13 protein-coding genes and 1 pseudogene are annotated in these 13,082 nt (G+C 44.1%); 3 read left to right on the top strand and 11 right to left on the bottom strand.

What is annotated here, in order from left to right; translation table 11 throughout:
* Positions 1–259 precede the first annotated feature (259 nt).
* Positions 260–886: an NADPH-dependent F420 reductase gene (locus V7K89_RS34635; protein WP_335195400.1), complete on the bottom strand. Its 627-nt coding sequence runs from the start codon at positions 884–886 to the stop codon at positions 260–262.
* 88 nt (positions 887–974) lie between these two features.
* Between V7K89_RS34635 and V7K89_RS34630 the strand changes: the two genes are divergently transcribed.
* Positions 975–1,829: a DUF72 domain-containing protein gene (locus tag V7K89_RS34630; RefSeq protein ID WP_335195399.1), complete on the top strand. Its 855-nt coding sequence runs from the start codon at positions 975–977 to the stop codon at positions 1,827–1,829.
* An 85-nt stretch (positions 1,830–1,914) separates the two neighbouring features.
* Positions 1,915–2,355: a hypothetical protein gene (locus tag V7K89_RS34625; RefSeq protein ID WP_335195398.1), complete on the top strand. Its 441-nt coding sequence runs from the start codon at positions 1,915–1,917 to the stop codon at positions 2,353–2,355.
* Positions 2,356–2,472: 117 nt separating this feature from the next.
* Here V7K89_RS34625 and V7K89_RS34620 read toward each other — a convergent pair whose 3' ends face one another.
* From V7K89_RS34620 to V7K89_RS34605, 4 genes are read right to left on the bottom strand one after another with little or no spacing between them, the layout of a single operon-like run.
* The gene (locus V7K89_RS34620; RefSeq protein ID WP_335195397.1) at positions 2,473–2,958 is read right to left on the bottom strand and encodes a VOC family protein; all 486 of its coding nucleotides are present in this window, start codon (positions 2,956–2,958) and stop codon (positions 2,473–2,475) included.
* Positions 2,959–2,975: 17 nt separating this feature from the next.
* Positions 2,976–3,386, bottom strand: a complete 411-nt coding sequence (locus V7K89_RS34615; protein ID WP_335195396.1) for a VOC family protein — start codon at positions 3,384–3,386, stop codon at positions 2,976–2,978.
* A 22-nt stretch (positions 3,387–3,408) separates the two neighbouring features.
* Positions 3,409–3,852, bottom strand: coding sequence for a YybH family protein (locus V7K89_RS34610; RefSeq protein WP_335195395.1), 444 nt, complete (start codon positions 3,850–3,852; stop codon positions 3,409–3,411).
* A 35-nt stretch (positions 3,853–3,887) separates the two neighbouring features.
* On the bottom strand, positions 3,888–4,247 hold the full coding sequence (locus V7K89_RS34605; RefSeq protein WP_335195394.1) for a YciI family protein: 360 nt from the start codon (positions 4,245–4,247) through the stop codon (positions 3,888–3,890).
* A 185-nt stretch (positions 4,248–4,432) separates the two neighbouring features.
* On the opposite strand from V7K89_RS34605, the gene V7K89_RS34600 reads away from it, so the two are divergent.
* Positions 4,433–5,695 (top strand): RNA polymerase sigma factor, encoded by a 1,263-nt coding sequence (locus tag V7K89_RS34600; RefSeq protein ID WP_335195393.1) that lies wholly within the window; start codon positions 4,433–4,435, stop codon positions 5,693–5,695.
* 166 nt (positions 5,696–5,861) lie between these two features.
* Here the strand turns inward: V7K89_RS34600 and V7K89_RS34595 are convergent.
* The 6 genes and pseudogenes from V7K89_RS34595 to V7K89_RS34570 form a co-directional block, all read right to left on the bottom strand.
* Positions 5,862–6,248: pseudogene (locus tag V7K89_RS34595) on the bottom strand (transposase).
* A gap of 140 nt (positions 6,249–6,388) precedes the next feature.
* On the bottom strand, positions 6,389–7,696 hold the full coding sequence (locus tag V7K89_RS34590) for a CO2 hydration protein (RefSeq protein WP_335195392.1): 1,308 nt from the start codon (positions 7,694–7,696) through the stop codon (positions 6,389–6,391).
* An 80-nt stretch (positions 7,697–7,776) separates the two neighbouring features.
* Complete coding sequence (locus V7K89_RS34585) at positions 7,777–9,273, bottom strand: NADH-quinone oxidoreductase subunit M (RefSeq protein ID WP_335195391.1); 1,497 nt, start codon at positions 9,271–9,273, stop codon at positions 7,777–7,779.
* 407 nt (positions 9,274–9,680) lie between these two features.
* Positions 9,681–10,394: a carbonic anhydrase gene (locus V7K89_RS34580; RefSeq protein ID WP_335195390.1), complete on the bottom strand. Its 714-nt coding sequence runs from the start codon at positions 10,392–10,394 to the stop codon at positions 9,681–9,683.
* Between the two features lie 51 nt (positions 10,395–10,445).
* Positions 10,446–12,323, bottom strand: coding sequence for an NAD(P)H-quinone oxidoreductase subunit F (locus V7K89_RS34575; protein ID WP_335195389.1), 1,878 nt, complete (start codon positions 12,321–12,323; stop codon positions 10,446–10,448).
* A 369-nt stretch (positions 12,324–12,692) separates the two neighbouring features.
* Complete coding sequence (locus tag V7K89_RS34570; protein WP_335195388.1) at positions 12,693–12,878, bottom strand: hypothetical protein; 186 nt, start codon at positions 12,876–12,878, stop codon at positions 12,693–12,695.
* Positions 12,879–13,082 lie beyond the last annotated feature (204 nt).

Raw genomic sequence — 13,082 nt, 5'->3', positions numbered from 1 at the left:
TTTTCAGTGTATAAGTTATTAGTCGTAAAACTCTTGTTAACTGTGTTTCTTTCATTTATTGCGGGCGTGTAATCGCGCCCCTTGGGCGCTCACATGAACAAGCAAACAGGCATATATTGAGAAAGTAATATAGCATTTCTCGTTTTGATGCAAGGGTACAGGAATGCTGCTACAAGTATTCTGTATGCGATGCAATTTTGCTTGCCCAAAACACTAAAATGAATACGCGATCTACCGAGCCGTTGTGTCAAAGGCGCTCTCAGCGAAGTCGGCGGACGAAGTGGAGGTCAAGGCCGGATAGTGGAGCGCCGACCTCATGCATTGCACCACCCGTTGCCAGGGAGCCGAGATCAACCGCAACCAAGCCGATGCTGTTGATCAACTCCATCACTAGCTGTTTGGCTTCGTGGTCGTCGCCGGAAGTAAAGATGACTGTGCGGGGTTTGTTTGGTGAGAAATCCTGTATCCAGGCCATTGGCATGTTGCTGATCGATTTAACAAGCCGCGCGCCAACTGCCATCTCAGCAACCATCTCGCTAGAGGTGCGCCCCTTCAATGCGGCACGCGATCTGGTCACGCCAGCCAGACTAATGTCCGGCACAGCGTCCACATGTGCGTTCGTTGCATCGATCAGGATGCGGCCTTGCCAATCAACTCCCTTTAGAGCATCGGCCACACGAACCCAATTCGTGGCAAGAATGACGACATCGCATTCGGCAGCCTGTTGCTTCGTCCCCGCGATCGCGCCTGGACCCAGATCAGCAACAAAATCAGCAAGCGTCTCCGGTCCTCTTGAATTTGATACGACTATGCTGTGGCCAGCGGTTAACAAATGACGGCCAAACGTACCCGTGACGGTACCGGCGCCTATAAAACCTACTTTCATGACTAATCTCCTCTCTTGCGTTGATTATTTATCCATCCCTACAACCTGCCTGTAAAATTGAGTATATACATCAAGGCTTTTAGGTACTGTGAACTTTTTTATCGGTTGTGCTGTTTGGGCATATAAAGGTTGGATAGGCGAACTCTATCCCCAAGGTACTCGTACTGCCGATTTTCTTCATCTCTACAGTCGTCGCTTCACCACTGTAGAAGGTAATACTACCTTTTATGCCGTGCCTAACCAAGAAACTGTAACCCGTTGGGCTGTCGAAACACCAGCAGGTTTTGAATTTTGTCTAAAATTACCGCGAGATATTACCCATCAAGGGTTGCTACAACCTTATATTCCGACTGCTTTAAAATTTTTGGAAGGGATGCGCCCTTTAGGTAAGCATCTTGGCCCAATGTTTGCCCAGTTACCACCCAGCTATGCACCTGCATTACTTGACGATTTGTCCAACTTTCTGAAAGCTTGGCCGCGTACAGAAGCACCCCTAGCAGTGGAAGTTCGGCATCCCGACTGGTTCAAGGAACCCCATGCTAGTAATTTAACGGCGCTTTTAGAAAAGTTAGGTGTCGGACGAGTACTGTTAGACTCACGCCCCATTTATACTGGAGATGATGACCCCCAATTACAATCGGAACGGCGCAAACCGAAATTACCGTTGCAATTGAGCGTGACAGCATCTTTTACTCTAATTCGGTTTATTTCTCATCCGAATTTATCAGTGAATCAGCCATTTATGGAAGAGTGGGTAAGGCAGATTCAGCAATGGTTACAGATGGGAGTGCGAATTTATTTCTTTGTCCATTGTCCAATAGAAGCGCGATCACCCACCACAGCTCGTCACTTCCAACAGCTATTAGAACAGAGTAGTACACCAGTTCCACCCCTACCTTGGAATAACCTTGAGCATCCCCCTAATCAACTCAGTTTATGGTGAGCGTATTTAGTAGATAATTGGTGTTGTCATACTTTTTTGTGAAAGCAAAAATTTTTTCAGAGTAGTTCTACCAAAGGAGGTTGAGATGAGTCGTCTTCTTTATGAAAAATCAGTCTCATATAAAGGATATCTGATTATTCCATTTGTTTTTGGCAAGGCGGATAATTACGAAATTTATTCCTATAAAATGCTATCTGAAATTGGTAATAGAAGCCAATTTCATAAAGCAGAAAATCCAGCACAAATCTATGGAAGTGACGTTAGTAACATTATTGATATTGCTAAAGAACATATCGATCAAAATTCTGAGTCTGTTCATCTGGGGGATAGTTTTAAGTCTCGCTATGTTTATCGGAACAATTTAATTATTATCTTCCAAGAAGGAGATAAATATTTTTATGACCATTACCCACCAGAGTTATTGAATAATATTGCAGCTCCAAAGTTATTCAAATCTGAATATGAATGTCTGAATTGGATTAAGCAAGGGTTTGATGGGCGACATGTGCGGCAAAGAGCTATTTGAAGAAGGTAGAAGTATTTGCATTTGTGTATTACAGCTATAGCAGTTCCCATGCAGATACGATATGACGTTGTACTACATCTGACTGGGAACTGCTATAATTCCTCAAACATTAAATTTTCAACCTTGACTTATTGCGCTTGGCTCCATATAGATAATTTCCCAAATGTGGCCATCTAAGTCAGCAAATCCATGTCCATACATAAAACCATGATCTTGCGGTTCATTGTAGGTTGTTCCACCAGCGGCGACAGCCTTGCGAACTATTTCATCAACTTGTTCTCGGCTATCACAAGATAAACACACAAGCACTTCTGTGCTTTTTGTGGCATCACAAATTTCTTTGGGAGTAAACGTCTTAAACTTATCATGGGTCAAGAGCATGACGAAAATGTTTTCGGACACAATCATACAGGTGGTAGTTTCGTCAGTAAATTGAGAATTAAACTCAAAGCCGAGTTGAGTAAAGAACTCGATCGATTGATTAAGGTTTTTGACTGGCAGATTAACAAAAATTTGAGTACTCATGGGTTCTTCTTGTGAATTATTGTACGGCGAACGAGCGGTGAAAAAGCGCTGAGATTTTACTCTAGGGAAGACGCTCATAAGCGTTTCCCCACAACTCAAGGAGTTTTCTGGCAGTTGACCATCCACGGAATATCGAATTGATCGACCAACATACCAAAGCGGACAGACCAAAAGGTTTGATCAATCGGCATCTTCACTTTTCCGTTTTCTGCCAGGGTATGAAAGATGCGTTCTGCCTTTGCTGGCTCGTCAACGCTGATTTGCACGTAAAAGCCTTGGGGTGTTTCAAAATATCCAGGCGGACTGTCAGACCCCATCAAGAGGCGATCGCCCAGATCAAGGCAGACGTGCATGATCTTGTCATGCCATTCGGCAGGTATATGCTCGGCTGAGGGTGCATCTTTGTGGGTCATCATCATGACAATTTTGCCGCCAAGACAGTGTTCGTAGAACTTGAACGCTGCTTCACAGTTGCCGTTGAACATGAGATAAGGATTAAGTTTCATGGCGTTGGCTCAGTAGATTAGCTTATGGGTTGAGCGTGAATACAGCTTGAGAGGTCTGTGGATCAAATGGAACCGAGAGATGTTCGTGTAATATCTGCCATTCGCCTTGATTTTTCTGGTAGACAGCGGTGACGCGCATCCACGTCTGCATTGCCGGATGGTCTTGGCTTCCTGTGAAGCGAAATAGCCAATGTGCAACCGCTAAGTCTTCACTGACGGTAATTTTGAGGTCTCGTGTTTCAATCTCAAAGCTGTCGGGGAAGTAAGGCAAACATTCTGACCACACTTGACCCCAAGCATCTTTTCCTTGGGTTTGGAAAGGAGGTTTAACATCGAAGACGATCGCTTCGGTGGCATAGTGGGACATAATTTGCTCAACATCCTTGGTGCAGATGGCACGTTGTTGCTCGGCAATTAGTTGGCGAATCTGAACTTCGTTAGTTGCGATCGTGCTTTTGGTTGTCATCGTTATCTCTCCTTTTGGGTTGAGGTTGAGTGCAGTTACAAATTCTCTGGCAAGCCAGCAACTTCAATCACAGGTCGAATTTCAACGGTACCGACGTGTGCACTTGGAATCCGCGCAGCGATCGCGATCGCTTCGTCGAGATCCTGAGCATTAATCAGAAAAAAACCGCCCAATTGTTCACGAGTTTCTGCAAACGGCCCGTCAGTTACTAGCGGTTTGCCGTCGCGCACCCGAACGCTGGTTGCAGTTGCCACAGGATGGAGCGGGGCAGTTGCGAGATACTGCCCCTTGGAGTTGAGTTGTTGTGCCAGTTGCGCGGATTCGACATAACAATGTTCCCGTTCGGTTTGGCTGAGGGCATTTTCCTCCAGGTAAATCAGTAGCAAATATTTCATCGGGTTGCCTCCTTTATTTCCCCTTGTTACTTCCCTTCTTTAGTTAGTCGAACGGTACTGCCTCAAATCGACACTCCGCCAAAAATTTTTATCGTTTAGTACGATCGAGGTATACCTCTGTTATTTCCCTTCTTTAGTTAATCGAACGGTGCTGCCTCAAATCGACACCTCGCCAAAAATTTTTTATGTCAGGTATAATCCCAAACGCAAAAACAGACGTAAACCAAGCGATCGCCTTTCTTTACCGGGCTGAATGGGGGCGGATCGTCGCCATCCTCATCCGGTTAGTGGGGGATTTCGATGTGGCTGAAGAAGCGGTACAGGAAGCCTTTATAGCCGCCGTGAATCAATGGCAGTCTAGTGGCGTGCCCGATCTCCCCCGTGCGTGGATCGTCAAAACAGCCCGATACAAAGCCATCGATCGCCTCCGACGGCGGACACGGCTGACGGAAAAATTGGAATGGTACGCCGCCTCCGGGTTAATCCCAACCCGTGAGGAGTCAACTTACGACACAGACGAAATTCCAGACGATCGACTGCGGCTGATCTTTACTTGCTGCCACCCAGCATTGGCAATCGAAGCACAGGTTGCTTTGACGCTGCGGCTGCTGGGCGGACTTGAAACAGATGAAATTGCGCGGGCGTTTCTCGTACCCACGGCAACGATGGCGCAACGGCTGGTGCGTGCCAAGCGCAAGATTCGGGATGCAGGTATTCCCTATAAAGTGCCGGACACAAACGATCTGTCTGTGCGAGTAGACGCAGTGTTAACGGCGATCTATCTGATTTTTAACGAGGGCTACGCGACAACTAGAGGCGAGACGATGGTAAGGGCTGACCTCTGCACAGAAGCGATTCGCTTGGGTCGCCTCCTAAGGACGTTGATGGCACCGCAACCGCCCTCAGAAGTGACTGCACTCTTTGCGTTGATGTTGCTGCACGACTCCCGGCGCGATGCTCGTTTAAATGATGCAGGCGATCTGGTGTTGCTCGAAGATCAGGATCGTCGTCACTGGAACCAACAGCAGATTGCTGAGGCGCTACCGCTCGTTGAAGAGGCACTGCGGGGTGAAATTGGTTCGTTTGCAGTGCAAGCCGCGATCGCGGCACTACATTGTCAGGCAGCACAAGCAGAAGAAACGGACTGGTTACAAATTGTTCGCCTCTACGATTTGCTCGAACGCTTGCAGCCCTCGCCGATTGTATCACTGAACCGGGCAGTGGCGATTTCAATGATAGAGAGTCCTCAGACGACCCTCGGACTCATTGATCGGCTTGCCCCCCAACTTAACGACTACCATCTATTTCACGCCACCCGTGCCGAGATGCTGCGCCGCATCGGAGCCTCAGCCTTAGCCGCACAAAGCTACGCGATCGCGCTCATGCTAGTCACTAATGACAGCGAACGCCGCTTTCTGGAGCGTCGGCTGCGCGAAGTTCAGCCCTAAAGACAACGTGAGTTCGATGGATAAAAAAAGCCAAAAACCTTGCTAGATATGAACCATGAGAAATTAGGTAGGTATTGCGATCGCTAAGATTGATTGAGAATGAGCAAAAAAGGCACAAAAAAACGCCGAGACTAAAAATATCCAAGAAAACGTGAGTTCGACGGAACTAAAAAAGGGCAGGAGGTAGTGCAGGCAAATCTTTTGGGTAAATGTCAATCGAAGGTTTTTTGGGCAGATAGGTGTAAGCAGCCAAACCAGCCATCAAGTTGACTAAAAAGTTAAATACACTACGATGTCTAGAGTGTTCTATCTAACACATATTTTTGAGATGGTCATTGACCGACTCAATTACCGCCCGTTTGCGTAAAAGAATTTTATCAATCAATTTTACCAAGCGGTTTTTCATATTCTTCTTGGATTTTGTAATTAACTCTAAGCCTCGCTCGTATAACTCTTCAAATAGTTTTTGTGAAACATATCCTCTGTCTCCAAAAAGTTGGTTGAGCCAGTGCGTTGGGCGGCTCTGCCGACTTGAAGCAACTGGTGTTACCAATCAAATCTTGAGTCATCTCAGGTACTGGCAGCTCTTTATTAGCAATCGCATTTCCAGGTTTATTAGACATCTAATATAAAAGATTATTGTGGAGATGTATTAACTGCTACGTCTCCACAAAGGTTTTAGATGGAGATATCTTAGCGATAATCTTGACTTTGAATACTTCCTAAACGAGCAGCATCACGAATATTGTAGTCAGCACGGGTAAAGCGATTTAGCTGCATTTCAAAAAAGTCTCGATTGGCTTGTAAATGCTTGGGGTTTTGGTCATCTAAAGGATATAAAAGTGCAGTTCGCAAGGCTTGAATTACCGCAGAAGTGACACAGTACATTGAGCGTTGAAAACTAACTCCTAACTGAATCAACATATCTTCTTCACCCCGACAATGTTGGTTGTAATAATCAACAAGATATGTAGGTAAAAAATGCAGCATATCTTGCATTAATAATGTCGGGGGAATGCCAGCAGTACCTACTGGAAATACATCAGCGTAAAGAATACCATAGTGAAAGTCTTTCTGGTCTGCCGGTACTTGACGCGCTTGAGCATTATAAGATTTTGTTCCTCTAAAGGGTGCAGTGCGGTAAAAAACCGCTTCTACATAAGGTAATGCGGCTTCATATAGCCACATGAAACCCTTAGATTTGGGGACAATTTCGTAGCATTCACCACGAATATAAACGTGATGGTAAATGGGACGACCTGCGATCGCAAATATACCATTAACTAAGAAGCTCATCGCCTCTGGGACACTGCTAATCGTACCTTCGTCATAGCGGTCGGACATTTCAAAGAATACCGGGGCCATGACTTCCCAGAATAAGCCCAGATTAGCGTAGTATGACATCTGGCGGCACTGTTCCAAAAACATATTGGGGAACAGCTTGTACATTCCCAGCATTACGGGGTTGCTTTGGAAGTAAGCTTTAATTGCCCGGTCAGCGTTGGCTTCGTATTCTGCTGAATCTAGGTAAGGGTCAAACTGTCCACCCATCCCTCTGTGCCACAACATCGCCCGCATACAAGCTTCTGCAAATTCCATGTTAATGCGATCGTGGAACAAGTGATGCAACAACTTCGGCATTTTGAAAGTTTCACCCTTGTCGATAAATGCCAAAAGTTCTGGATGTGCAGTAGCTTCGCCGCGCCAAATTCGTAAATCGGCATCATCGCCAGCATAATGATTATGCCGTTCTAAATACTCTTTGGGTAGGAAGTATTTAAAGAAGGGAAGCGGGTTTAAAAATTCGCGTTCGGCAATATAAAGTAAGTCACGCCAGTAAAAATCCATCGGTACAGCATAAGCTTTGTACAAACCGATGATTTGCATCAAATTTTCTGGAGTATCGGGTAACATTGCACCGCCTGCTTCTAAGCGGTGAATTACTTCGGCAAATTCGTGATTAGAAGGAGGTAATTTAATTGCTGTTTTAATTGCTGTCATGGTAATAAAAATGGGGAATGAGGAAGGTGGGGCCTCCTCTGGGGATAAGGGGTAATGGGTAAGAAACCGTAATTTGTAACTTATTTGAGCGTTACTTCAGAGATTACGGTTTTTTCCAAAGAGGGAATTGCAGCCACCATTGTTGTAGTTGTGGATTCACTCCAACGTACTAACCAAGTGGGTTGTACTCCCAAAAAGATGATGAAAGCTGCCAAAATTAAAGCTGGTATTTTCTCAGACCAAAGAACTTTGGGATAATAGGCCAAGTTTTCCAGTCTGCCAAAACAAGTGCGGTTGAGGAGGATAACAAAATAAACTGCGGTTAATCCACTCGCGACTACACACAAAATTGTTGGGAGGGGAAAGATAGAGAAACTGCCTTGAAAGACGATAAATTCGGCGATGAATCCTGTTAAACCGGGAATACCTGCACTAGCCATACCACTTAAAACTAGTAAAGCGCTAATTAGGGGTAAACCGCGTATGGGACTCATTAAACCATTGAGTTTATCTAACTCGCGTGTACCGACTTTGGCTTCTACGACTCCCACCAAGTGGAAGAGAATCGCCAGGATGATGCCGTGGCTGAACATTTGGGCGACTGCACCCACGAGTGCTAAGGGAGTACTGGCGGCACCAGCCAGCAAGATATAGCCCATGTGGCCAACGGAACTGTATGCTACCATGCGCTTGATATCTTTTTGAGCGATCGCAATTACTGCTCCATAGATGGCGCTGAGTGCTCCCCAAATTGCCAAAGTCGGTGCAATAATACTCCAAGCATGGGGAAACATACCCAACCCAAATCGCAGCAATCCATAAGTTCCTAGCTTTGCTAACACGCCACCAAGAAGAATGGCAATTGGTGCTGAAGCCTCAACGTAAGCATCAGGTAGCCAAGTATGGAAGGGAACTAAAGGAATTTTAATCCCAAAACCTAAGACTATTCCTGCTAATAAAAGGATTTGCTTTGTTGTTGACAGATTTTCTGTAGAGACTGCATCAAAAGCAAAATTAGTAGAACCACTCAGCCACACCATACCCAAGAATGTTGCTAGAATTAATGCTCCCGAAACCGCAGTGTAAATCAGGAATTTAATCCCAGCATAACCCCGTTTTGCTCCTCCCCAAATGGAAATTAGTAAGTAGAAGGGGATTAATTCTAGTTCGTAGAATAGGAAGAATAGTAGCAGATTCTCTGCTAGAAAAGCACCTGCGACTCCTCCACTCACTAATAAAATCATCGAGTAGAATAGACGCGGGCGTTCAGTTTCTTGACTACTGCTGTAAATAGCAATCCATGTGAGCAGACTATTTAACACCAACATCAAGATAGAAAGCCCATCAACACCCAGTTGATAGCTCAAGCCAAGGGTTTCATTCCAAGGTAAATACTCTTGAAATTGCATTCCAGGATTGCTGATATCAAATTTTAGCAGGATAAAAAGGTTCCAGAAGAGAACTATCCCTGAAAAAATTAATGCTATTAAACGAATGCGATGTTTAGGAATACTTACAGGTAAGACTGCTATGAAAATAGCAACGAAGATTGGAAGCCAAATCAAAACACTTAACATGGGAGTTTTGTCCTTTGTCCTTTGTCCTTTATGACTCAATACGCTTGGGTTAAGAGAATAGTAGGTTGGGTTAAGCGATATAACCCAACAAAGTCTCGATAATGTTGGGTTACCCTGCCGGAAGCAAGCTATGTTCATCAACCCAACCTACGTCTTCGTCCTTTGTCTTTTGTCCCTTATGACTTACTCTTAGAGGATGTTTTAAAAGTCATGATTGATGTATCAAATATTTTTTTACCCCTCACTAACCCTCCCCTTTATAAGGGGAGGGAACCAGATTTTTTTTGTTTCCCCCCAATACATCGGGGGGACTAAGGGGGGTAACAACGCAATTAAAATCACAGCCAATCACTTTTCAAACAACCTCTTAGCCAATGACTAATGACTAATGACAAAGAACAAAAAAGCTAACTTACTAAACTAATTTCTCCAGTATCTAAATCGTAATAACCACCTACTATTTTCAGCTTTTCTGCTTTGATTAACTCAGATAAAACTGACGATGATTGCAATCTTTTAATTTGCGCCAAAATATTTGCTTTACAAACAGTTTCTACCATATCTCCTGATTTATCTTTTGAACTTTCTACACTTGGTTTAATTGCTTCAAGCAAACTTCCAATATTTCCAGGTACTGGAGCACCTTTAATCGCCGCTTGTACCGCACCACATCTTTCATGCCCTACTACCATAATGACTTTAGTGCCTAATACTAAACTGCCAAATTCTAAGCTACCAATTTGCTGTGTTGTGGCAATATTACCAGCTATTCGGCAAACAAATAAATCTCCAAGTCCTTGGTCAAAAACAATCTCTGAAGGTACTCGTGAATCTGCACAACCGAGAATAGAAGCGAAAGGCTTTTGACCTTTAGCAACTTCAACTAAACGTGAATAGCTTTGGTCAGGATTACGACGTTTTCTTTTGGCAAACCTTTCATTTCCATCTAATAACTCTTGCAGTGCCTTATCAGGCGTAATATCTTCTTCTGCTGGTTTTTTTTCGGCTGCAAGTAAGTTTGAACTAAGTCCGGCTGTCAATACACCTGTACCGATCGCACCTGCACCAAACTTGAATAAACTTCTTCTAGAAAGATTTATCTGCGGATATTGTCTGCTCATGGAATTCTCCTCACAATATTAAACTATTAAGTTTTAGTTGGATAGCTGCTACTACCTAAGTGTCGAGATTTGGAAAACAAAATTTAAAAACTGTACTCCCCAAAATGGCCAAGTTACCCACATTCCTAAAAGACTCACTCCTAGAAGAACAGTGAATGCATAAGACTGGGTTTGTCCAGAGGTGCTGTATTTAAGACCTTCGCCACCTAATAGCGAAAATAAACCAACAAAATTAACAATGCCATCAACCACAAAGCGATCAATCATATCCGCAAGTTGGGAAATTTTGGCAACGCTGAAAATTATGGTCATCCGATAGAGTTTGGGGGTGTAAAAGTCGTATGCTATTAAGTCTTGCAAACCTTTCCAAGGCAAACGAATCGGTTTCGGAATATTGCTCAAATAAATCACACCAGTGATACTGCACCCGAAAATACTCGACCAAATTAAAAGTAGTGCGACATCTTTATTGAGGTTTGTCCAATCTGGTAAAAGTGATAAGCTTTGCAACACTAAAGAAAGATGTAGACTGACACCAAGTAAAATCATTGTTGGCAGAATCATCGGCCAGTGGGCTTCAGGCGATCGCTGACTCATTTGTGTCGGTTTACCACCAAAAATTAAAGCGAATTCTCTGGTTAAACTGACGGCTGTCAAAGCATTTACCGCTATCAATACTCCCACTAACCAAGGTTGGGTTTTCTGTAACGCATCTGCTAATTCCAGCATCGCCGAAAAGCTACCCAGGGGTGGAAAACCAATTAATCCCAAACTTCCAACGATAAAGGCGATTCCGGAAATTGGGCGGCGTTTCCACAGTCCACCAAGTTGGGTTACGTCTTGGGTGATGCTATTCCAGATAATTCCGCCGGTACTCATTACCAATAGTGCTGCGGATATGGCATGGGTGAGTACTAACAACAGTGCTACTTCGTCTTGCTGTACTCCCACGGCGATGAATACTAAACCCATGTATGCGCTGACAGAATAGGATTGGCAGCGTTTAAGATCGATTTGAGCGATCGCAATTAAAGAAGCACCCACGGCTGTCACCGCACCAATCGCAACCATCGCTGAAGAAGCTATGGGCGAGATGGTTAACACAGGTTGCAATTTAATCAGCACCCATGCACCACTAGCTACTACTACCGAGTTCCGCAAAATCGTACTGGGAACAGGGCCTTCCATCGCTTCATCTAGCCAGAGATGCAAAGGAAATTGGGCACATTTACCCATTGGCCCAGCAATTAAAGCTAAACTTACCAGTGCCATAGTTGTCGGGTTGACGTTAGCAGTAGCCGCCCATTCAGCTAGTTCTGTGTAATTCCAAGTTCCAGCTAAAGGCCATAATGCCAACACGCCCATCAGCAAGAATAAGTCTCCCACCCGCTTGGTTAAGAAAGCGTCTCTTGCACCTGAGACTACTAACGGCTGACTAAACCATAAGCCAACTAGTAGGTAGGTTCCCAGCGTCAGGATTTCCAAAATTACATAGCTGAAAAACAAGTTATTACACAAAGCAAGGGCACACAATCCCGCTTCAAATAATCCCAATAAAGAATAGAAGCGTCCCCAACCCCAATCCATTTCCATGTAGCCGATCGCATAAATTTGCGCCAGCAAATTCAAGCCAGTAATCACAATTAAAGCGCCGACACTCACCGAGGATATATCCAAAGCAATTGTCAGGTCTAAACCAGCCGTAGATAACCACGGAATAAATACTTCTTGGGCTGGATAATTCCAAGTTGCTTGGAAGGCGATCGCACTATGCACAAACGCCAAAAATGTCATCACCAAGTTTACATAACCCGCCGGTCTTGGCCCTGTTTTCCGAATGATCCCCGGCGACCAAGGCACGGCTAACAAGCCACCTATTAAGGCATAGCACGGAACTAGCCAAACAGTCTCAAGTAGAAACTGAGCCATCAACTCACCTCTATTATTGTCATTAAAAATGTGTGGTTTTGAGTTAACTGGTGTTGATCCCCATTAACCTAGCGATGTCCACGACGGGCTATTTGGCGTCGCAGAACAGCAAATTTATCTTTATTTAATTTTCTTAGAAATAGCTTACCGTTATATCTGTCCAAATTGAATTAATTTATCTAAATAAATTTGAGATAACTACTCTAATTATTTCTTATATAATCAATTATTCCAGCAAAGAATATAAGTATTTATTCTTATCTATGCATTGGTTCAGGGATGAATCAATAGTTATCATTAGTTTTATCAATTGATATAAATGACAAGAGACGCGGTTGATTGCGTCTCTACAAATTGACTAAATGTAATTTATATTTGGGTGATTTTGTCAACCTGCCAGTGAGAGATAGTAATGACAGGTGACGAGACAACTTGACTTATGGGTGCGGGTTTCATGTCCCGGTAGTCGAGGAGTTGGACTAGGATGAGGTAGACGATCGCTAAAATGATCGAAATCGCACCTGTAAGAATGGCAATTATTTTCGAGCGTTCCATCAGTATTTCCTGTAATGCAAGTTATTGTGCAGTGCCTATATCCACATTAATACTTGAGACACACCACACACTTACCGATATACATCGCTCTGATGAGCTACTAGTAAAATAGGTGTTGCATAATAAAGGGATGAGGAGAGGGTTCATACTGTGCATTGTCCATACTGTAAGTCTACGGAGATTAGAAAAAATGGAAAAAGAAGA

The organism is Nostoc sp. (assembly GCF_036917515.1).
GTDB lineage: Bacteria > Cyanobacteriota > Cyanobacteriia > Cyanobacteriales > Nostocaceae > Nostoc.
This window is presented reverse-complemented; position numbering and strand designations above follow the sequence as displayed.

Coding starts and splice junctions, on each gene's coding strand:
- V7K89_RS34635 (WP_335195400.1), bottom strand. CDS start 886: ATGAAAGTAGGTTTTATAGGCGCCGGTACCGTCACGGGTACGTTTGGC.
- V7K89_RS34625 (WP_335195398.1), top strand. CDS start 1,915: ATGAGTCGTCTTCTTTATGAAAAATCAGTCTCATATAAAGGATATCTG.
- V7K89_RS34620 (WP_335195397.1), bottom strand. CDS start 2,958: ATGAGCGTCTTCCCTAGAGTAAAATCTCAGCGCTTTTTCACCGCTCGT.
- V7K89_RS34615 (WP_335195396.1), bottom strand. CDS start 3,386: ATGAAACTTAATCCTTATCTCATGTTCAACGGCAACTGTGAAGCAGCG.
- V7K89_RS34610 (WP_335195395.1), bottom strand. CDS start 3,852: ATGACAACCAAAAGCACGATCGCAACTAACGAAGTTCAGATTCGCCAA.
- V7K89_RS34605 (WP_335195394.1), bottom strand. CDS start 4,247: ATGAAATATTTGCTACTGATTTACCTGGAGGAAAATGCCCTCAGCCAA.
- V7K89_RS34600 (WP_335195393.1), top strand. CDS start 4,433: ATGTCAGGTATAATCCCAAACGCAAAAACAGACGTAAACCAAGCGATC.
- V7K89_RS34590 (WP_335195392.1), bottom strand. CDS start 7,696: ATGACAGCAATTAAAACAGCAATTAAATTACCTCCTTCTAATCACGAA.
- V7K89_RS34585 (WP_335195391.1), bottom strand. CDS start 9,273: ATGTTAAGTGTTTTGATTTGGCTTCCAATCTTCGTTGCTATTTTCATA.
- V7K89_RS34580 (WP_335195390.1), bottom strand. CDS start 10,394: ATGAGCAGACAATATCCGCAGATAAATCTTTCTAGAAGAAGTTTATTC.
- V7K89_RS34575 (WP_335195389.1), bottom strand. CDS start 12,323: ATGGCTCAGTTTCTACTTGAGACTGTTTGGCTAGTTCCGTGCTATGCC.
- V7K89_RS34570 (WP_335195388.1), bottom strand. CDS start 12,878: ATGGAACGCTCGAAAATAATTGCCATTCTTACAGGTGCGATTTCGATC.